This window comes from Streptomyces sp. NPDC041814 (assembly GCF_055590565.1).
Genome location: NZ_JBVJAM010000018.1, coordinates 22,899 through 41,947 on the forward strand (window position 1 = coordinate 22,899; position 19,049 = coordinate 41,947).

The window sequence follows — 19,049 nt, forward strand, 5'->3', positions numbered from 1 at the left end:
ACGGTCAGCGCGCCGCCGTGCGCGCCTCCACCTCGTCCGCGAGGGCGGGCAGGCTCTCGGGGGACAGCGGGCTCTGCGGGAACTCGCAGATCACGTCGAGCGGCACCCCGGCGAGGAACCGCAGCATCATGGGATCGGCGAGCGCGCCCGCGGACTCGTCCGTACGGGACTTCGCGAACGCCTCCATCAGCAGCGGGCCGCCCACCGGGTGCTCGAACCACTCGGCGAGGGTGTTGCGGCCGGTCAGCCGCAGGCCCGAGGGGTCGCCCCCGATGTCGTGCCCGACCGAGGCGCGGATGTCGCGCGAGGAGGCGCCGGCCTCGAAGCGGTAGCGTCCGCCCTCGACCTTCCAGCCGCCCTCCCGCTCGCTGAAGTACGCCAGATCCTGCCGCGCCACCCGCACCGCCACCCCGGCACTCGCGCCCGGCTCCAGGGACACCGAGGCGAAGCCGCGCAGTTCGCGCACCGGCCGCAGGACGCGTGAACCCTCGGGCCCGGCCACGTAGAGCTGGACGACCTCGCGCCCGGCCACCGCACCGGTGTTGGTGACGGTCAGCGTGACGTGGAAGGCGTCCCCGTCCTCCCGTACGGTCAGGTCCTCGTAGCCGAACGTCGTGTACGACAGGCCGTGACCGAACGGGAACGCGACCTCCCGGCGCTGCGCGTCGTATCCCCGGTATCCGACGAAGATCCCCTCGCCGTACCGGGCCCTGCCCTCCTCGCCGGGGAACGAGAGGTGGCTCGGGGAGTCCTCAAGGCGCAGCGGGACGGTCTCCGTCAGCTTCCCGGACGGGTTGACCGCGCCGAACAGGACGCGGGCGAGCGCGCCGCCGCCCGCCTGGCCGAGCAGCCACGCCTCCACGAGCGCCGGCACCCGGTCCTGCCAGGGCGCGGTGCGGACGACACCGCCGTTGGACAGCACCACGACCGTGCGCGGGCTGACGTCCAGGACCCGCCGCAGCAGCTCGGTCTGGGCGGCGGGCAGGTCCAGATGGTCGCGGTCGAAGCCCTCGGACTCGTCCTGCGCGGGCAGGCCGAGGAACAGCACCGCCGTGTCCGCCGACTCCGCCAGCCGCACCGCCTCGTCGGCCAGTTCGGCGTCCGCCGGACCGTCCTCCGCGCCCGGCAGCGCGTACCCGGCGGCGAACCGCACGTCCGCGCCCGTGGCCAGCTCGCGCAGGCAGTCCAGCGGGACGTCGAGCCGGGTCGGCGTGACCTGCGAGCTGCCCGCGCCCTGGAAACGGGGCGTACGGGCGAACTCGCCGATGACCGCGAGGCTGCCGCGCGCCGGGTCCAGCGGCAGCAGCGCGTCGTCGTTCTTCAGGAGCACCACGCACTGGTCGGCGGCCCGCCCGGCGACGCGGTGCGAGGCGTCCGCGTCGAAGGTTCCGGGCGCCCCGGTCCCGCCGGTCGCGCGGTCGGCGAAGAGGGCGAGCCGTTCGACGGTCCGGTCGAGCACCGCCTCGTCCAGCGCGCCGGACTCCACGGCGGCGGCCACTTCGCGGTCCGTGTGCCCGCCGGGGCCCGGCATCTGGAGGTCGAGACCGGCGCGGAGGGCGGCGACCCGGTCGCGTACCGCGCCCCAGTCGGAGACGACGATCCCGTCGAAGTCCCACTCGTCGCGCAGGATCTTGGTGAGCAGACGGGTGTGCTGCGCGACGGGCACGCCGTTGACGCCGTTGTAGGAGGCCATGACGGACCAGGGGCGATCGCGGCGGACAACGCGTTCGAAGGCGCGCAGATAGATCTCGCGCAGCGGGCGCTCGTCGATGTCGGCGCTCACCCGCATCCGGTCGGTCTCCTGGTTGTTGGCCGCGTAGTGCTTGAGCGACGCCCCGACCCCGGCCTTCTGGAGCCCGCGCACCATCGCGCCGCCCAGCTCCGAGGAGACCAGCGGGTCCTCGGAGAAGTACTCGAAGTTCCGGCCGCACAGCGGTGAGCGCTTGATGTTGATGCCCGGCCCGAGCACCACGTGGACGCCGTGCGCCACGGCCTCGGCCGCGATGGCGGCGGCGACCTCCTCGGCCAGCTCCGGATTCCAGCTGCTGCCGAGGGCGACGGCGGGCGGGAAGCAGGTGGCGGGCGCCGCGCTGTGCAGGTCGAGCTGGCCGCCGTCGCCGCTCTCCCGGGGCAGCCGCAGCCCGTGCGGGCCGTCGGACATCTTGACGGCGGGCAGCCCCGCCGCCTCGGACCCCTCGCTCACGAAGTCCCCGGAACCGCTGGTCAGGGCGGCCTTCTCGGCGAGCGGCAGGGCGGTGGCGGGGGAGGGGCGAGGGGTGGATCGCTGAGTCATACGAACACCTGTCGGGCTTCCGTGAGGGGGGCGGGGTGCCGGGGCGAGGAGCCGTCCGGCGGAGCGAACCGGGGCAAGACGGCATGCGACCCAAAAACGTATGGTGATCGGTTTTCGGTGTCAAGGGTCCCCGCGCGCGGCGTGCGGGGACCCTTCGAGCGGCCGGATTCCATTTCGGGCGCGGCCCTTGACGGCCAGAAACCGATCATCGTACGGTTTTCGAGCTCGGGCGGTCCGCTCCGATGAGCTCCCTGCTGCTGCCGTCCGTCCCGTCGGCTCCGCTCTCCCCTGAATCGAGGAACGGTCATGTCGGTATCCGGTCGGTCGACCACCCCCGCGCTCCGAGAGGCGGGGCGCTCCCGCGTTCCGCGCCTGGCCCTCGCGGCGGCGGCGGCCGTCGCGCTGCTCGCGGGCGCCGCCTCGCCCGGCGCCGCCGCCCCGGCCGCCCCGGCGTCCGGCGAGCCCGTCCGCTACGTGGCGCTCGGCGACTCGTACAGCTCCGGGCTCGGCATCCCGCAGCAGACCGACACCGTCTGCGGGCGCTCGGACCGCAACTACCCCTCGCTCGTGGCTGCGGCGGTGGGCGCCGCGTCGTTCACCGACGTCACCTGCGCCGGGGCCGACACCACACACATGGCGGGACCGCAGGACGCGGTGGCGCCGCAGCTCGACGCGCTGCGCCCCGACACCACCCTGGTCACCCTCGGAGTCGGCGGCAACGACCTGGACCTGGCCGGGGTCATCACCCGGTGCGTCCTCGTCGGCTACCTCGCGCCGCACGGGTCGCCCTGCAAGGGCAGCTTCACCCTGTTCGGCACCGACGAGATCGGCTCCCGCATCAACGCCACCGCGCCCAAGCTCGACGCGGTGCTCGACGCGATCCGCGCCCGCTCGCCGCAGGCCCGGATCCTCGTCGTCGGCTACCCGGCGCTGCTGCCCGACGACGGCAGCTCCTGCCGCGCCACGATCCCGCTCGCCGAAGGCGACTTCGGCTGGGTCCGGGACAAGGAGAAGCAGCTCGACGCGATGATGGCGCAGCGGGCCGGGACGCGCGGCGCGGGTTACGTCGACAGCTACGGCCCGTCCGTCGGGCACGACGCCTGCCGGGCCGCGGGGGTGCGCTGGATCGAACCGGCCGACTCGGCAGAGGGTGCCGGCTTCCACCCGAACGCCGCCGGACACCGGAGCACGGCCGATGCCGTCCTCGCCGCCCTCGGCCACTGACGCCTCAGCCGCGCCCCTCCGTCGCCACACCGCAGCGGCGGAGGAAGGCGCGGACCTGCTCCGCCATGTCGACCGCGTCCGGATCGAGGAGCCACTGCGTCTGGAGCCCGTCCAGCAGGGCCAGCAGCTGCTGCGCCACGGCCGCCGGATCCTCGTGGACGCCCGCCGCCGCGAACAGCTCCGCCAGCAGGCCGGTCAGCTCGCGGCGCAGGACCTCGTAGCGCCGTACGAAGTAGAGGTGGGCGGGGTGGCCCGGATCGGACGCCTCCGCCGACAGCTTCGCGTACAGCGCGACCAGGCCCGGCGTACGGGCGTTGCGCTCGACCACGTCGAGCAGCAGGCGCAGCCGCTCGGCGGCCTCCGGCTCCGGTTCGCCCGGGTCGAGGACGCCGGGGAAGAGGCGGCGCGCGTCCAGTTCGTCCCGGCGGCTCAGTACGTCCAGGAGCAGCGCGTCCTTGCCGGGGAAGTGGTGCAGCACCCCCGCGTGAGTGAGCCCGGCATGGGCGGCGATGTCCCGCAGCGAGACCGCGAGGAAGCCGGAGCGGGCGAACAGCTCGGCCGCGGAGTCCAGGATGCGGGCGCGGGTGCGCTCGCCCTTCGACCGTCGTCGGGGCGCCTCAAGAGCGGGGTCGGTCACTTCGGTCTCCTGCCGCGATCGAGTGTCGTCCAGCGGAACTTACCGGCTGGTTCATTCCACCCAGCAAAAACCTACCAAGTGGTTAATTCCGTGTGTAGGCTCACCGGCAATCTTCGCCGGGGCGGTGCCCCCGGCTCTCCAGACGGAGCGAAAGACATGAGCAGAACTGCCCGAACCGCGACGGCTGCCGCCTGCGTCGCGGCCTCGCTCACCCTCGCCGGATGCGCCGGCGACAACGGCGGCGCCGCGGGTGCCGGATCGTCCACGCTGAACATCGCGACGATGACCCTCCCGCAGAGCCTGGACCCCGCTGTCGCCACCGGCAGCGGCCTGCCGTACTTCCAGGCGGTGTACGACACCCTCATCAAGCGCGAACCCGACGGCACCTTCAGCCCGATGCTCGCGACGGAGTGGACGTACGACAAGAAGCACACCGCGCTCGCCCTGACCCTGCGCAAGGACGTGAAGTTCGCCGACGGCACCGCCTTCGACGGCGCGGCGGTCAAGGCGAACCTGGAGCGCTTCCAGAAGGGCGGCGGTGCCTCCGCGAAGTGGCTGAACGACCTGGAGGCCGTCGACGTCACCGACGCCACCCACGTCACGCTCAAGCTCAAGCAGCCCAACCCGGCCATGGAGTTCTACCTCAGCGACGCACCCGGTCTGATGGCCAACCCCCAGCAGTTCGCGAAGGGCGACAGCCTCAGGACCACACCGGACGGCACCGGCCCGTACCGCCTCGACAAGGCGCGGACCACCGTCGGCACCAAGTGGTCGTACACCCGCAACGCCGACTACTGGGGCGACGAACTTCCGTACAAGAACATCAGCATCAGCTTCTTCGACAACGAGACCGCCATCACCAACGGCCTCAAGACCGGGCAGATCAACGCGGCGCTCCTCCAGACCGCCGACCAGCAGATCGCCATCGAATCCGACCCCGAGGTCACGACGGAGAAGCAGGAGTTCGACTTCCAGGGGCTGCTGCTCTTCGACCGCGACGGCAAGATCACCCCGGCCCTGCGCGACCCCCGCGTGCGCCAGGCGCTCAACTACGCCGTCGACCGCGACACCATGCTGGACCGCATCCGACAGAACCGCGGCCGGACCACCTCGCAGGTCTTCGGGCCCGAGACCCAGGCGTACGACAAGAAGCTGGACGGCTACTACGCGCACGACCCGGCCAAGGCCAAGTCCCTGCTCAAGCAGGCCGGTTACGGAAACGGCTTCACGCTGAAGCTGCCGAGGATCACGGCGATCGTCAACGACGCGCTCGCCGCCTCGCTCCAGTCCGACTTCAAGGCCATCGGCGTGAAGCTCGTCTGGGACACCCTCGACGGCGCCTCGGCCGTGCAGAAGGTGTTCAAGGACCGCCAGTACTCCGGCATGGTCATGAACATGGGCCAGTCCACCTCGGACTGGGCGGCGGCCGACGAGCTGGTCACCCCGGGCGCGTTCAACATGTTCGGCACCACGGACAAGGTCACGCGGAAGCTGCTGCCCGCCCTCAAGGCCGGCAGCGAGGCCGAGGCGGAGTCGGCCGCCCGCGAGCTGAACCAGCACCTGGTCGAGGACGCGTGGTTCGTCCCCTTCTACCGGATGAGCTACCTGCACGTCTCGGACGGCACCGTGAAGATCGCGCCGCAGTCCGGCATGGCCGTCCCCTCGATCTACAACTACGCGCCCGCCAAGTAGCGCCCCGCGCCGACGGATACCGAGTGTCATGCTGAACTTCATCGCCCGCAGGATCACCTCCGGAGCCCTGCTCCTGGTCGTGATCTCCTTCCTCACCTATCTGCTGCTGTCCGTCCCGCACATCGACGTGGGCCGGCAACTGCTCGGCGAGAGCGCGTCCCAGAGCGCCATCGACGCCAAGAACGCGTCGCTGGGCCTGGACGACCCGGTGCTCCAGCAGTACGGGACCTGGCTGTCCCACGCCGTCCGGGGCGACCTCGGCACCTCCTGGTTCACGAGTGAGGACGTGGGCCGGGCCGTCGGCAACCGCCTCCCCGTCACGGCGAGCCTGATGCTCGGCGTCACCGCCGTCACCACGGTCCTCGCCTTCCTGCTGGGCGTGTGGGCCGGAGTGCGGCGCGGCGCCGCCGACCGCTTCGTGCAGGTGCTGGGCGTGGTGGGGTACGCCCTGCCGGGGTTCCTGCTCACCCTGGTCCTGGTGCTGGTCCTCGCAGTACGGCTGCGTTGGTTCCCGGCCATCGGCTACACCGGGTTCACCGACTCGCCCAGCGGCTGGCTGTCCACCATTACCCTGCCCGTGCTCTCGCTGTCCGTGGCGTCCGTCGCGGGTGTCTCGCAGCAGGTGCGGGGCGCCGTCATCGACGCGCTCCGGCAGGACTACGTACGCACCCTGCGCGCCCGCGGCCTGCCCGCGTCCCGCATCGTGTTCAAGCACGTCCTGCGCAACGCCTCGGCGCCCGCGCTCTCCGTGCTCGGCATGCAGTTCGTCGGCCTGCTCGGCGGCGCCGTCCTCGTGGAACAGATCTTCGGACTCCCCGGCATCGGCTCCATGACCGTCACCTACACCACCCGCGGCGACATCCCCGTGATCATGGCGCTCGTCATGCTCACCGTCGTCGGCGTCGTCCTGATCAACCTCCTGGTCGACATCCTGATCGGCTGGCTCAACCCCAAGGCGAGGGTCGCATGAGTACCGGCCGCACCCTGCGCAGGGTCCTGCGCAACCCCCTCGGCGGGTTCTCCGCCCTCCTGCTCCTGCTCATCGTCGCGGCCGTGCTCCTCGCCCCCGTGATCGCCTCGCAGGACCCGGGCGCCTCGTCGCTCAGCGAGGCGTTCGCCGGTCCCAGCGGCGGACACCCCCTGGGCATGGACTCGGCGGGACGCGACATCCTCGCCCGGGTGCTGTACGGCGGCCGCAACACGCTGGGCGGCGCGCTGCTCGCCCTCGCCATCGCGCTGGTGCTCGGTGTCCCGTCGGGGCTCTTCGCCGGGTACCGGGGCGGCTGGTTCGACTCCGTCGCCAACTGGACGGTCAACCTCGTCATGGCCCTGCCCGCCATGGTCGTCCTGCTCGCCTCCCGCGCCATCCTCGGCCCGGACGTCAAGGTCCTGATGATCGTGCTCGGCGTCCTGGTGGCGCCCAGCTTCTTCCGCCTGGTGCGCGGCATCGTCGCCAACGTCCGGGGCGAGCTGTACGTGGACGCCGCGAAGGTCTCCGGACTCTCCGACACGCGCATCGTCGCCCGGCACGTCCTGACCGTCGTACGCGGCCCCATCATCATCCAGACCGCCCTGGTCGCCGGCATCGCGATCGCCCTCCAGGCCGGCCTGGAATTCCTCGGCGTCGGCAGCGGATCGTCCGCGACCTGGGGCGCGATGCTCAACGAGGCGTTCCAGAACATCCAGCGCGCGCCCCGGCTCATCCTCTGGCCCGGACTCGCGCTCGGCCTCACCAACTGCGCGCTCGTCCTGCTCGCCGGAGCCCTGCGCGACGCCCTGGAGGACCGGGCGCCCCGGCCCGCCCGCCGCCGGCGGACCGGGCCCGCCGCCCCCGCCGAGTCCGTGGAGTCCACCGCCCCGCGCGCCGAACTGCTCTCCGTGCGCGGCCTCACCGTCGCCTACGCCCGGCCCGACAGCACCGACAAGGAGGTCGTGCACGGCATCGACCTCGATGTGCGCCCCGGCGAAATCGTCGGCCTGGTCGGGGAGTCCGGCTCCGGGAAGACCCAGACGGCCTTCTCGGTCCTGGGCCTCCTGCCCGAGGGCGGACGCGTCACGCGCGGCAGCGTCACGGTCAACGGCCGGGAGACGGTGGGCATGCGGGAACGCGACCACCGCGCGCTGCGCGGCCGCACCCTCGCGTACGTGCCGCAGGAACCCATGAGCAACCTCGACCCCGCCTTCACCATCGGCAGCCAGCTGATGGAGCCCGTACGCCACCACCTCGGGCTCGGGCGCAAGGAAGCCGTCGAAAGGGCGCGCGAGTTGCTGCGCCTGGTCGAGATCCGCGACCCGGACCGCACCCTGCGCCTCTACCCGCACGAGATCTCCGGCGGCATGGCCCAGCGCGTCCTGATCGCCGGAGCCATGTCCTGCGATCCCGACCTCCTCATCGCCGACGAGCCCACCACCGCGCTCGACGTACGCGTGCAGGCCGAAGTGCTCGCCCTGCTGCGCCGCCTGCGGGACGAACGCGGCCTCGGCGTCCTCCTGGTGACCCACAACCTCGGGGTCGTCGCCGACCTCTGCGACCGGGTGGCCGTGATGAACGCCGGGCGCGTCGTGGAGACCGGGACCACCGAACAGATCCTCGGCGCGCCCCGGGACCCGTACACCCGCACCCTGCTCGCCGCCGTCCTGGACGACGCACCCGCCCGCGCCCCCTGGCAGCCCCGAGAAGCAAGGACCGTCACCGCATGAAGACCCCAGACGCCGTCGCGCCCGACGCCGCCGCCGAGGAGGACGCCCTGCTCGCCGTGCGGGACCTGCGGGTATCCTTCCCCGGCAAGGGGCGGCGGGCCCCGGAGACCGAAGTCCTCAAAGGCGTCGGCCTCACCGTCCGGCCCGGGGAGACCCTGGGCCTGGTCGGCGAGTCCGGCTCCGGCAAGTCCACCATCGGGCGCGCGGTCCTCGGGCTCGTCCCGGTGCGGTCCGGCACCATCACCTTCGACGGCGAGCGCGTCGAGCACGCCGCGCCCCGGCGCCGCAGGGCCCTCAGCCGCGACCTCCAGGTGATCTTCCAGGACCCGTACACCTCCCTGAACCCGTCGCGCACCATCGGGGACACCCTCGCCGAGCCGCTGATCGGGCAGGGCACGGCGGCGCGGGAGGCCCGGGGGAGGGTCGCCGCGCTGCTGGACCGCGTCCATCTGCCGTCCGACGCGGCGGGGAGGCTGCCCCGGGAGTTCTCCGGGGGACAGCGCCAGCGGGTCGCGATCGCCCGGGCGCTGGCCCTGCGGCCCCGGCTGGTCATCTGCGACGAACCGGTGTCCGCGCTGGACCTGACGACCCAGCGCACGGTGCTCGACCTCCTCCTGGAGATCCAGGAGGAGACGGGGGTCGCGTATCTCTTCGTCTCCCACGACCTGGCGGTCGTCCGCTTCATGAGCCACCGGGTGTCGGTCATCCACCGGGGCGAGATCGTGGAGACGGGCGACGCCGCGTCGGTCACCTCCGAGCCGCGCCACGCCTACACGCGCACACTCCTGCTGGCCTCACCGGTGGCGGACGTGGCCGGGCAGCGCAGGCGGCGCGCGGCGGCCGCGGCGGCGGGCGGGCTGGACTGACCTGCGACGACACGGACGAGCGGGGCGCCCACCGGGCGCCCCGTTCCGCGTGCCCGGGGGCTCTTCGGGGCGGACCGCTATCGGCTACTCAGGGTACTTGTCGCACTTTTCAGTGTGTTACACGGCATTTATCCCGCGTGCCATGGCATCTCTTAGGTCGATCGATTGATCAGTACGACAATCATCCCGGCTCAAAGGAGTTCAGCATGCGCATTTCCGCTTCTGTCCGTGCCCGCAGCGTCCGCGCGGGCACCGTCGCGGCCGCCGTGGCCGCGGCCGCCGCCGCCACGCTGGGCGGGGCGTCCGCCGCCTTCGCCGCCCCCGGCGACAGCGGTGACATCGACATCCGCCCCGGCGGCTGGGCGGCGCGCGGCGGCGACGGCAACGAGGTCTGCAAGTTCGTCCTCCAGGCCAGCAACTTCGGCGACATGCCGGCCGTGCCGTGGACCATCACCGCGCAGCCCCCGACCGTTCCCCCGGGGGACACCCTCGCCAGCACCCTTCCGCTGGTGAACGGCTCGGCCCGCAGCCAGGAGTACCTGCTCCCCGAGGGCACGTACCAGCTGGTGTGGATCGTTCCGTCCGGCCCGAAGAACAAGGCGTTCAAGGTCAACTGCACCAAGCCGGCCGGTAACAACGGGTCGAGCGGCAGCGCCGAGCGCGGTTCCGCCGCCTCGGGCTCCGAGGCGGGTTACGAGCAGCCGTCCGGCGGCGTCCCCGCCGGTGGCGGCGGCGTCCCGGACATGGAGGGCGTCAGCTCCGAGAGCGACTCGAACGTCGGGGCCACCGCCGCGCTGGCGGCCGGCGCCGTCGGAGCCGCCGGGCTGATCATGGTCCGCCGAGCCGCACGCCGCCGTGCCCGCAACGAGGCATAGCCCGCGCAGAAGACGCCGACGGGGCCCGAGCCGGGCGTGTCGTCTCACGATGACATTGAGCGTGACCTCCTCGCTGGTGACCGGCATCGTCTGGGCGAGTTCCGACTCGTCCGACGATCCGGTCGCCGCCGCCCACGGCAACGACGCCGCGGGCGGCGGCGACCGGCCGGTCTCGCACGCCCCCCTGTCACCGTCGCGGCCGGTGAAGGTCGCGGTGCCCGCGATCTTCATCGAGGCGCCGGTCACCGGCCTCGGACTCGACAAGAAGGGGCACCTCGGGGCCCCGCCCATGAGCAGACCCAGGGAGGTGGGCTGGTACCGCGACGGGCCCTCGCCCGGCGAGAAGGGCACCTCGCTGATCGTCGGTCACCGCGACACGGAGACCGGACCGGCGATCTTCCTCAACCTCAACGCCCTGCACAAGGGCGACAAGGTCACCGTCACGCGGGCCGACAAGCAGAAAGCCGTCTTCACCGTCGACGCGGTCGAGACGTACACCAAGGACAAGTTCCCCGACGACAAGGTGTACGGCAGCACCGGCCGTCCGGAACTCCGCCTGATGACGTGCGGCGGGCGCTTCAACAAGAAGGACGGCTACGCGGCCAACGTCGTCGTCTTCGCCCACCTCACGTCGCTGAAGAAAGTATGACGCCCCCTCACCCGGCGCACCGCTCCCGTACGGCGAAGGCGTTCAGGGTCAGGGACAGGCTCGCGGTCAGCCGCCGTGCGTACGGCACGTGCAGCGACTCGTTCGGACCGTGGGCGTTCGCCCCCGGGCCCAGGACTCCGCAGGCCAGGAACTGGGCCCCGGGGAACTGCCGGGACAGCTTCCCCATCAGCGGGATCGTGCCGCCCTGCCCGATCCGGGCGACGTCCGCCCCGTCGAAGCAGGCCCGGCTCGCCCCGGAGAGCGCCGCGCTCAGCCACGGCTCCTCGGCGGGCGCGTGCCAGCCGTCGGCCAGGACCCGGTCGGGCGTGAAGCGGACCGTCGCCCCGTGCGGCGGGTCCGCCTCCAGGAGCCTGCCCAGCTCGGCGACCGCCGCGGCGCCGTCCACCGTCGGCGGCAGCCGCAGCGCGAGCTTCACCCGGGTGTGCGGGCGCAGCACATTGCCGGCCGAGGCGACCGGGGGCAGCCCGTCGGCGCCGGTGACCTCCAGGCTGGGGCGCCACGCCCGGTTGAGCAGCAGCTCCCCGGGGTCGTCGGCCACGGCCGAGGTGTCTCCGTACCAGTCGAAGCGCTCCCTGACCCGGTCGCCGAGCAGGGCCGCCGCCGCCCGGGTCTGGTCCCGGCGCTCCGGAGGCACCTCGCCGTGCAGGACGGCGGGGCGCAGCGTGCCCGTCGCCCCGTCCTCGACGCGGTCGAGCAGCTGCCGCAGCACCCGGAACGACGACGGCACCACGCCTCCGGCGTCCCCGGAGTGCGCGCCGTCGCCGAGGACCCGCACGTCGAGCGTGCCGCCGCAGGCCCCGCGCAACGACGTGACCAGCCAGAGCCGTTCGTAGTCGCCCGCGCCTGAGTCCAGGCAGACCACGAGGCCCACCTCGCCGATCCGGTCCGCCAGTGACCCGAACCAGTGGTCCAGGTCCGGGCTGCCGGACTCCTCCCCGGCCTCGAACACCCCGACGCAGCGGGGCCGGGCCGCGCCCTGTTCGGCCAGGGCCCGGATCGCGGTCACCGAGGCGGGCAGCGCGTACCCGTCGTCGGCGCCGCCGCGCCCGTACAGCCGGGTGCCGTCGAAGGACGGCTCCCACGCGGTGCGGCCCCCGGTCCAGCCCTCGCCCTCGGGCTGCTTGTCGAGGTGGCCGTAGAAGAGGACGGTCTCATCGGACCGGGTGCCCGCGCCGGGGACCTCGAAGAAGATCAGGGGCGTACGGCCGGGGGCGCGCAGGACCTCGGTGCGCAGGCCGGGCAGCGGCACCGCGCGCAGCCAGGCCGCCGCCGCGTCGACGGCCCGGTCCAGGTGCCCGCGGGCCTCCCACTCCGGGTCGTACGCGGGGCTGACCGCAGGGACCCGGATGTGGTCCCGCACCAGCGGCAGGATCCCGGTCTCCCACTGCGCGTCGCAGAACTCCCGTACCGGGACCGGGTCGACGCGGAACGGCTCAGACATGGGCGAGCGCGTTCTCTGCGGGCGCGAACTCGATGCCGAGCAGCGCCTCGACGGGGGCGTAGACCTCGGGCATGTACATCGTCGGGGACAGCAGCAGGTTCTCCGCCGGGGCGACCAGGACCTCGATCCGCTTCCCCACCTCGACGTCGGCGGAGGCGAGCGGCTGCCCCGCCTCGTCGAACGTCGTGATCAGGTCCGGGAACGCGGCGCGGCGTCCGCCGGCCAGGTCGAGCGCCATGTACTCGTTGACGAAGTGCAGGGTGGTACGGGCGGCGTCGTCCAGGACGGCGACGCCCACGTCCAGGCCCTCGCGCTGCTCGCAGCGGTACCCCAGGACCGTCCCCGCCGCGGCGATCTCGCCGCCCAGATGCCGGGCCGCGCCGGCCGGTCCTTCGGCCAGGAAGCGGTGGCCCAGCTCGATCGCGAAGCCGATGGCGCCCGGGGCGCCGTTGCGCACGGCGTAGCCGACCTCGACCGGGTTGCGGGCCACGCCCACCCAGCCGCCCGCCTCCACGGACGCGCGCCGGACCACGTTCGACGTCGCGTCCAGACGGCCGGAGACGGCGCCCTCGACATAGGCGTGCGGCTTGCCGCCCGCGTACCCCTGGCTGGACCGGTAGCCCTCCCGGCGGTGCAGGCCCATCGCGCCCATCTGGCTGGAGGGGTGGGCGCGGCCGTTGCACGCCAGGTCGATGACGGGCAGGCCGGTGAGCGCGGAGTGGAACCAGCCGTTGATGGTGGTCTCCGCGCCGTTCTCGTTCGTGTGCAGCGCGACCAGGTCGCCCGGCAGCTCGCGGCGCAGCAGTTCCAGCGCACGCACCAGGTGCGTCGGCAGCACCTGCGGGTCGGGTGCGGCGGGAGCACCGACCAGGGCCACGGTCGCGGTCAGATCGCCGTCCGCGAACTCGTCGGCGCTCCACAGCTCGGGCGTGCCGACCTGAAGGGCCAGTTCGGCGGTGCGCAGGCCCCGCTCCACGAACCCGCCGCCGCCTCCGCCGAGTACGGCACCGCCGTACACGGCCGCGCGGATGTCGTCATGGGTCAGCTGTCGCTTCACGGGTTCTCCCAGGGTGGTGCTTGTGCGGGTGGTACGGGTCGATGGAGTGGGGTCCGGCTACTTGGCGGCCTTGAACACGCCGTTACCGAAGGAGTAGAGGGCGTCCCCGGCGATCGCACCGCCGGCGAAGACCTCCAGGTCGCCCTTGACGTCCCGGCCGAGCAGGCGCGGAGCGAGGACGCGGGCGGCGATACCGGCGGCGACCATCCAGCCGGCCATCGGGGTCGTGATCAGCAGCCCGGTCGCGAGGAGGATGCCGAGCTGCCGCTTCGATCCGCCGACGAGCTGCACGATCGCGCCCGGGATCGCCCACAGCGCGAGGTGCTTCGCGGTCTCGACGGAGGGGCCCGCCTTGATCGCGGCGACGTACGCGGCGTCGATCGGGGCGGTCTGCCCGTTGTCGAAGAACATCCGGTACGAGACGAGGACGACGACGATCGCGACGCCGAAGCCGATCATCGCGGCGATCAGCTGCTGGCGGCGGCCCTCCAGCTCGAAGGCCGGGTCGGCGTTCTCGCCGCGCAGCAGGTAGCCGGTCTTCAGGTCGTAACCCATGTCCGCGAAGGCCGGACCGGTTGCCGCGGTGAAGCCGGAGAGCACCACCAGCGCCTCCGGCGGGAAGCCGATGAGGATGCCGAGCAGGAGAGTGATCAGCGCGATGGCGAAGGCCGGGAACCAGCCGGAGTGCATGGACGCGATGCCGACCAGCAGCTCGTGCAGGAACGCCGCGACGGACGCGTAGACCAGGAAGCCGATCAGCATGCCCGGGCTCATGTGCGTGGCCGCGCCGGTCCCGAAGGCGAGCAGGACGGAGATCGCGAGGTAGGCGCCGAGGCCCAGTCGCATCGAGCGCCCCAGCCGGCGCGCGCCCTCCTCCGCGCCCTCGGGCGCACCGGCCGAACCGGCCCGCGCCGCGTTCGTCCGCCGGGCGCCGAGGATGGTCCGGCCGACCTGGACGAGGGCGACGAGACCGGCGCCGATCATCATCCCGTGCGGCAGGTACATCGCGTTCAGGTCGAGGCCGAACAGCGGGTCCGCGTACTGCGTGAACAGCAGGCCGACGCCGAACGCGGCCATGGCGCCGAAGCCGCCGATCAGGGCCACGCCGAACGCCGACATCGGCAGCGAGAACACCGCGCCCACCAGGCCGGTCACCAGACCCAGCCCGAGCACCCGGGCGCGCCGCCCGCCCTGGTCGCCCGCCCTGATCGCCTCGGCGGCGGCGAGCCCCAGCGGCCACGGGTTCTTCGCGGGGAAGGCCGGGGTGTCGTACATCCGGTACAGCAGCCAGGCGTCGACCAGCATCGCGACCGAGACGCCCACCAGCATCGGGACGATCATGTCGTCCATCCCGAACAGGAACGGGATGCCGATCGGCAGGAACAGGCTGTTCGCGGCGCCGAAGGTGGCCGACGAGATGCTCGTCTGCGCCAGGTTCTGCGCGTGGACCGAGCGGAAGCCGCGGAAGGCGACGAGCGGCACCCGGGCCAGTGTCATCGCGGCGAGCGCGCCGATCAGCGAGGTGCTGGGCGTGACGCCGAGCGTGGCCAGCAGCTGCACACCGACGACCGCGCCGAACACGCTGAGAACCACGGTGAGGATCAGATTGCCGGGCGCGAGGGCGCGGGGATGACGCGCTCCGTCGGCCGCGGTGTGCGGGGCGTCGGTGACGGCCCGGTTCGTCGCGTCGGTGCTCATGGATCTCCGGTGCTTCCGTGCGGGGCGGCGTGTCCGCCACTCCAGGAGTTCCAAAATATGGAACTGTGTGTGAATATCTGGATGTGCTGGATCATCTCCGGGGCACGCCCGCCCGTCAAGGGGGTGGGCGGCGGTCTCGGTATGTGGGCGCCCCTTACGATCGGACGCACGGGCCCGGGGGCCCGGGGGAGGCAGGAGAACGGTGAGCACACTCGCCAACGCGCGGGACGTCCTGCGGCTGCTGGCGCGCCTTCAGCGCGACCTGACCGTCACGGACGTGGCGGGCGCCCTCGACCTGCCGAAGAGCTCCGTGTCGCGGACGCTGAGCATGATGGCCGAGTACGGCTTCCTGGACCGCGACCCGGTGAGCCGCGCCTACCGGCCCGGCGAACTCGTCATGGAGGCCTCGTACCACTTCCGCGCGTCCCGCTCCACCGCCTCGCTCCTGGAGGAGGAGCTGGCCAGGCTGGTCGCCGACATCGGCTACACCGGTTACGTGGACGTGCTCGACGGCTCCGAATCGCTGGTCCTGCACATGCGGATCGGCACCGTCGGCGCCCTCCAGGCGTACACCCCGGCCGGCACCCGCGCGCCCGCCTACGCCAGCTCCATGGGCCGCGCCCTGCTGGCCCGCCTGGACGACGCGCAGGTGCTGCGGCTCGTCGACGCCCGTCTCGAACAGGCCACCGGATCGGCCCCCCGCACCCCCGGCGAGCTGGTCTCGTCGCTGGCCCGGGTGCGTGCCGACGGCTGGGAGTCCTCGCGCGGCGAGTTCGTGCCGAACGTCGCGGGCATCTCCGCGGCCGTCGTGGACGGCGATACGGGACAGGTCTTCGGGATAGGGATCGCCCTGCCCGCCCCCGAGCTGCGCCACGAGAACGAGGCCCGGTTCGGCCGCGCGGTGCGGGACGCCGCACGGCGCGTGGGGAAGCGGATCGGCGACCCGTACTGGCTGCGGTACGTGGCCGAATAGCCCTCGGCCCGGGCCCGTTGCTCAAGCGAGCAGCGGGCCCAGCATCGCGCCCACCACCGCACCCGGGGTCAGCACCGGGGCGGTGATCCCGGCCGCGCGCAGCGCCTCGCGGTGCCGGGTGCCGTAGCCCATGCAGTCGAGCACCAGCGCCTCCGCCCCCGCGTCCAGCCGGGCGCGGGCCGCCGCGCACAGGGCGCCGTCGTCGTCGGCGTACGGCGAGGCCGTGCCGAACTCCGGGGCCGGGGCCGGCGCCCGCCACTTCGCCCGCGCCTCCGCCACCTGCTCCGGCAGCGGGACGACGATCCCGACCCGGGCGCCCCGCAGTGCCGCGCCCACGTAGCCCGTGAGCAGCGCGTCCGGCTCGACCAGCCGCGCCCGCCGGGTCCGCAGCCCCGGGAACTCCCCGGTGCACAGGAGCACCACGACGTCCGCCCCCTCCGCCTCCACCCGCTCCACGAGGGCGGCGAGCCCGGCCCCGACGGCGTCGGCGTCCAGGGTCACGGAGGTCCCGTCGGCCAGCCTGGTCAGCAGGGTCGCCCGCCCGTGCACCGCCCCGAACCGCGCCTCCACCTCCGCCCGGCCGAGCCCGTCGAGGACCCCCGCGTGCCGTATCCGGGCGTTGGGCGGGAGCTCCGCCTCGATGGCCGCGGAGAGATCCGGGCGGGGGGACTGGCCGATGGTCAGGAAGGTCACGGTGTGCACAGGGCCTCGCTTCAACGCTGTTCCATATATTGGAAGTCGGTTGTCTTCTGCGCAATAACGTAATGCCGTGCACGGCCCCCTGGCAGGCGGGGGCCCCCGGCGGCGGTCACCACCGGGGGCGTTACGGGGCGGAGCAGGTCAGTCCGGACCGGTGCCGCTCGCCTCGTCGCGGCGGACCGCCACCGCGGCCCGGTGGCCGGGCGGGACGGCGATGTCGGCCAGGAGCCAGCCGCCCGGGGCGGCCGGTGCCGGTCCGGCACCCACGTACTCCGTCGACGGGTCCGCGCCCAGACCGATGCCGAGGCCCTTCAGATACGCCTCCTTCCTGGTCCACACCCGGGCGAAGGCGGCCGGCCGCAACGCGGGTGCCAGCGCGGCGAGTTCCGCCGCCTCCAGGGGATGGACGACATCGGCCGCCTCCAGGAGGGTGCGCGGGTCCGGTACGGGTTCGACGTCCACGCCGACCGGGGTGGCGGCGACGGCGATCAGGCTCAGGCCCTCGCAGTGCGAGAGCGAGAAGTGCAGGGGCCCGTCCGGGAGTACGGGCCGTCCGTGCGGTTCGCCGCAGCCCGGGCAGGGGGCCCGGGCCACCGACACGGTGCGTGGGGCGACGCCGAGGTGGTTGCCGAGGACCCGGCGCAGTCCGACGTGGGCGCTCAGATACGTGGCCCGGTCGGTGGGGCGGCGGAACTCCTCGGCCCGGGCCAGCTCGGCGGGTCCGAGCACGAGCGGGGCGTACCGGGCCGCGCTCTCCTCGTGCGCGGCGGTGGCCACCAGCCAGAGCTGCGGGCGGCCCGGGCCCGGCCCGGCCGGTGGCGGGAGCGCGGCGGGCAGCGGCGGGAGCGCGGTGGGCAGGAGGACGGATTCGAGGACGGGCGACGGGCGGGGGTCCAGCAGGGACATGGCTGCCTCACACGGCGGTGACGGTGGGCTCGGGGGCGGCGGAGGCCTTCACGGCGGGGGCGTTCCGCGTCAGGGGGGCGCGCAGGGCGAGCGCGGCGGCGACCGGCGAGAACAGTGCGACGGATGCGCACAGCAGCCAGGTGCCGGTCACGCCCAGGGGCGCCGAGAGCGAACTGAAGACGGCCAGGGACAGGGGCGCGGCCCCGATGCTGGACAGCGAGAACGTGGACATCGCGGCGCCCAGCTTCCCCTCGGGCACGGCCTGTTGGTACGCGGTGACCAGGGCGGGTCCGTTGAGCCCCGAGAACAGGCCGACCGCGCACGCGGTGACCGCGAGGACGGCCGGGGAAGGCACCAGGGCCATGCAGCCCATGCCCACGGCGAGCCCGGTGCCGGTGACGATCAGCTTGACCGGGACCGGGATGCGGTGGGCGAGTGCGGCACCGGCCGCCGCCGACGCCAGGGCACCCGCACTGAACGCGGTCAGGGCCGCCGCGACCGAGCCGATGCCCCAGCCCTCGCCGGACGCGCGCAGCGGCAGGGCCACCTCGGCCGGCCAGAGGAACGCGAAGTCCATGCAGAAGCAGGCGACGAACATCCAGCGCAGCCGGGGGTGACGGCCCAGCAGCGCCACGCCGTCGCCGGAGCGCCGGAACAGCGACATGCCCCCCGCCCGGGCGCCGCGCTCCGGCCGGGTCGTACCCCGGGTCACATGGAACGCGCACACCAGCCACACGGCGCACCCGGCCGCCGAGACGAGCATGACCCCGGACAGGCTGCCCGCCACCACCAGCCACGCGCCCAGCGGTGATCCGGCCATCGGGGCCAGCCGCATCACCATGGAGAACAGGGAGTTGGCGCGGCCCAGGTGCTCCTGAGGGGCCAGCCGGGTCAGCAGGACGCCCGACGCCGGGCCGGTCAGGCCGAGCAGTGACCCCTCCACCACGGCGACGGCAATCAGCGGCCAGATGCTGTGGGCGCCCGCGGTGACCAGGGCACCGATCACCAGCACGACGAGCCGGGTGGCGGTGGCCCGGAGGACGACCGCGCGCGGGCCGAGGGCGTCGGCGAGGGCGCCGCCGAACAGCAGCATCAGGGCGCGCGGCAGCGTGGAGGCGAGGATGACGAGCGTCACCGCGGACCGGCCGCCGAGCTGAACGGCCGTCCAGTTCATGGCGATGATCAGCGCGAAGCTGCCGCACTGCACGGCCGCCTGGCCGGTGACGAAGCTGCCGATGCGCCGCCAGTCGGGCGCGGGGCCCGCCTCGGACGGTGGGGCGGTGGGGTTCGTTGTCATGGGTTCGGCTTCCTGGGTCGG

At 73.3% G+C, this 19,049-nt stretch carries 16 protein-coding genes; 8 read left to right on the forward strand and 8 right to left on the reverse strand.

Annotated features, from left to right (window positions below; all coding sequences use genetic code 11):
- Nucleotides 1-4: 4 nt before the first annotated feature.
- Nucleotides 5-2,293 (reverse strand): glycoside hydrolase family 3 C-terminal domain-containing protein, encoded by a 2,289-nt coding sequence (locus ACZ6C6_RS32965; protein ID WP_469208247.1) that lies wholly within the window; start codon nucleotides 2,291-2,293, stop codon nucleotides 5-7.
- A gap of 306 nt (nucleotides 2,294-2,599) precedes the next feature.
- On the opposite strand from ACZ6C6_RS32965, the gene ACZ6C6_RS32970 reads away from it, so the two are divergent.
- Nucleotides 2,600-3,517, forward strand: coding sequence for an SGNH/GDSL hydrolase family protein (locus ACZ6C6_RS32970; protein WP_469208249.1), 918 nt, complete (start codon nucleotides 2,600-2,602; stop codon nucleotides 3,515-3,517).
- A gap of 4 nt (nucleotides 3,518-3,521) precedes the next feature.
- Here ACZ6C6_RS32970 and ACZ6C6_RS32975 read toward each other — a convergent pair whose 3' ends face one another.
- Nucleotides 3,522-4,154, reverse strand: a complete 633-nt coding sequence (locus ACZ6C6_RS32975; RefSeq protein WP_469208251.1) for a TetR/AcrR family transcriptional regulator — start codon at nucleotides 4,152-4,154, stop codon at nucleotides 3,522-3,524.
- 156 nt (nucleotides 4,155-4,310) lie between these two features.
- On the opposite strand from ACZ6C6_RS32975, the gene ACZ6C6_RS32980 reads away from it, so the two are divergent.
- The 6 genes from ACZ6C6_RS32980 to ACZ6C6_RS33005 all read left to right on the forward strand — a co-directional run bounded on the left by ACZ6C6_RS32980 (nucleotide 4,311) and on the right by ACZ6C6_RS33005 (nucleotide 10,936).
- Complete coding sequence (locus tag ACZ6C6_RS32980; protein WP_469208252.1) at nucleotides 4,311-5,846, forward strand: ABC transporter substrate-binding protein; 1,536 nt, start codon at nucleotides 4,311-4,313, stop codon at nucleotides 5,844-5,846.
- Between the two features lie 28 nt (nucleotides 5,847-5,874).
- Entirely contained in the window at nucleotides 5,875-6,816 is a 942-nt protein-coding gene (locus ACZ6C6_RS32985; RefSeq protein WP_469208254.1) for an ABC transporter permease, read from the forward strand.
- On the forward strand, nucleotides 6,813-8,546 hold the full coding sequence (locus ACZ6C6_RS32990; RefSeq protein WP_469208256.1) for a dipeptide/oligopeptide/nickel ABC transporter permease/ATP-binding protein: 1,734 nt from the start codon (nucleotides 6,813-6,815) through the stop codon (nucleotides 8,544-8,546). The genes ACZ6C6_RS32985 and ACZ6C6_RS32990 overlap by 4 nt, the downstream gene beginning before the upstream one ends.
- Nucleotides 8,543-9,412 (forward strand): ABC transporter ATP-binding protein, encoded by an 870-nt coding sequence (locus ACZ6C6_RS32995; RefSeq protein WP_469208257.1) that lies wholly within the window; start codon nucleotides 8,543-8,545, stop codon nucleotides 9,410-9,412. Before ACZ6C6_RS32990 ends, ACZ6C6_RS32995 begins: the two co-directional genes overlap by 4 nt.
- Nucleotides 9,413-9,618: 206 nt before the next feature.
- Nucleotides 9,619-10,287 (forward strand): hypothetical protein, encoded by a 669-nt coding sequence (locus ACZ6C6_RS33000; protein WP_469208258.1) that lies wholly within the window; start codon nucleotides 9,619-9,621, stop codon nucleotides 10,285-10,287.
- Nucleotides 10,288-10,336: 49 nt separating this feature from the next.
- Nucleotides 10,337-10,936: a class F sortase gene (locus tag ACZ6C6_RS33005; protein WP_469208259.1), complete on the forward strand. Its 600-nt coding sequence runs from the start codon at nucleotides 10,337-10,339 to the stop codon at nucleotides 10,934-10,936.
- A gap of 7 nt (nucleotides 10,937-10,943) precedes the next feature.
- On the opposite strand, the gene ACZ6C6_RS33010 is transcribed toward ACZ6C6_RS33005, so the two are convergent.
- Genes ACZ6C6_RS33010 through ACZ6C6_RS33020 form a run of 3 tightly spaced genes read right to left on the reverse strand, consistent with a single transcriptional unit; the run spans nucleotide 10,944 to nucleotide 15,153 of the window.
- Nucleotides 10,944-12,398, reverse strand: a complete 1,455-nt coding sequence (locus tag ACZ6C6_RS33010; protein ID WP_469208260.1) for a M20/M25/M40 family metallo-hydrolase — start codon at nucleotides 12,396-12,398, stop codon at nucleotides 10,944-10,946.
- Nucleotides 12,391-13,455, reverse strand: coding sequence for an S-methyl thiohydantoin desulfurase domain-containing protein (locus ACZ6C6_RS33015; RefSeq protein ID WP_469208261.1), 1,065 nt, complete (start codon nucleotides 13,453-13,455; stop codon nucleotides 12,391-12,393). The genes ACZ6C6_RS33010 and ACZ6C6_RS33015 overlap by 8 nt, the downstream gene beginning before the upstream one ends.
- 57 nt (nucleotides 13,456-13,512) lie before the next feature.
- Complete coding sequence (locus ACZ6C6_RS33020; protein WP_469208262.1) at nucleotides 13,513-15,153, reverse strand: OPT/YSL family transporter; 1,641 nt, start codon at nucleotides 15,151-15,153, stop codon at nucleotides 13,513-13,515.
- Between the two features lie 202 nt (nucleotides 15,154-15,355).
- On the opposite strand from ACZ6C6_RS33020, the gene ACZ6C6_RS33025 reads away from it, so the two are divergent.
- Nucleotides 15,356-16,126 (forward strand): IclR family transcriptional regulator, encoded by a 771-nt coding sequence (locus ACZ6C6_RS33025; RefSeq protein ID WP_469208263.1) that lies wholly within the window; start codon nucleotides 15,356-15,358, stop codon nucleotides 16,124-16,126.
- Nucleotides 16,127-16,147: 21 nt separating this feature from the next.
- Here ACZ6C6_RS33025 and ACZ6C6_RS33030 read toward each other — a convergent pair whose 3' ends face one another.
- The 3 genes from ACZ6C6_RS33030 to ACZ6C6_RS33040 all read right to left on the reverse strand — a co-directional run bounded on the left by ACZ6C6_RS33030 (nucleotide 16,148) and on the right by ACZ6C6_RS33040 (nucleotide 19,028).
- A complete protein-coding gene (locus ACZ6C6_RS33030) occupies nucleotides 16,148-16,843 on the reverse strand; it encodes an AroM family protein (protein ID WP_469208264.1) in 696 nt (231 codons plus the stop codon).
- Nucleotides 16,844-16,966: 123 nt separating this feature from the next.
- Nucleotides 16,967-17,731, reverse strand: a complete 765-nt coding sequence (locus tag ACZ6C6_RS33035) for a 4'-phosphopantetheinyl transferase family protein (protein WP_469208265.1) — start codon at nucleotides 17,729-17,731, stop codon at nucleotides 16,967-16,969.
- Nucleotides 17,732-17,738: 7 nt separating this feature from the next.
- Nucleotides 17,739-19,028 carry an MFS transporter gene (locus ACZ6C6_RS33040; protein ID WP_469208266.1) on the reverse strand — a complete coding sequence of 430 codons (1,290 nt, stop codon included), beginning with the start codon at nucleotides 19,026-19,028 and terminating at the stop codon, nucleotides 17,739-17,741.
- Nucleotides 19,029-19,049 lie beyond the last annotated feature (21 nt).

Bases quoted from the DNA above. Each gene is read 5' to 3' on its own strand.
- ACZ6C6_RS32965 (WP_469208247.1), bottom strand. From the start codon at position 2,293: ATGACTCAGCGATCCACCCCTCGCCCCTCCCCCGCCACCGCCCTGCCG.
- ACZ6C6_RS32970 (WP_469208249.1), top strand. From the start codon at position 2,600: ATGTCGGTATCCGGTCGGTCGACCACCCCCGCGCTCCGAGAGGCGGGG.
- ACZ6C6_RS32980 (WP_469208252.1), top strand. From the start codon at position 4,311: ATGAGCAGAACTGCCCGAACCGCGACGGCTGCCGCCTGCGTCGCGGCC.
- ACZ6C6_RS32985 (WP_469208254.1), top strand. From the start codon at position 5,875: ATGCTGAACTTCATCGCCCGCAGGATCACCTCCGGAGCCCTGCTCCTG.
- ACZ6C6_RS32990 (WP_469208256.1), top strand. From the start codon at position 6,813: ATGAGTACCGGCCGCACCCTGCGCAGGGTCCTGCGCAACCCCCTCGGC.
- ACZ6C6_RS32995 (WP_469208257.1), top strand. From the start codon at position 8,543: ATGAAGACCCCAGACGCCGTCGCGCCCGACGCCGCCGCCGAGGAGGAC.
- ACZ6C6_RS33000 (WP_469208258.1), top strand. From the start codon at position 9,619: ATGCGCATTTCCGCTTCTGTCCGTGCCCGCAGCGTCCGCGCGGGCACC.
- ACZ6C6_RS33005 (WP_469208259.1), top strand. From the start codon at position 10,337: ATGACATTGAGCGTGACCTCCTCGCTGGTGACCGGCATCGTCTGGGCG.
- ACZ6C6_RS33010 (WP_469208260.1), bottom strand. From the start codon at position 12,398: ATGTCTGAGCCGTTCCGCGTCGACCCGGTCCCGGTACGGGAGTTCTGC.
- ACZ6C6_RS33020 (WP_469208262.1), bottom strand. From the start codon at position 15,153: ATGAGCACCGACGCGACGAACCGGGCCGTCACCGACGCCCCGCACACC.
- ACZ6C6_RS33035 (WP_469208265.1), bottom strand. From the start codon at position 17,731: ATGTCCCTGCTGGACCCCCGCCCGTCGCCCGTCCTCGAATCCGTCCTC.
- ACZ6C6_RS33040 (WP_469208266.1), bottom strand. From the start codon at position 19,028: ATGACAACGAACCCCACCGCCCCACCGTCCGAGGCGGGCCCCGCGCCC.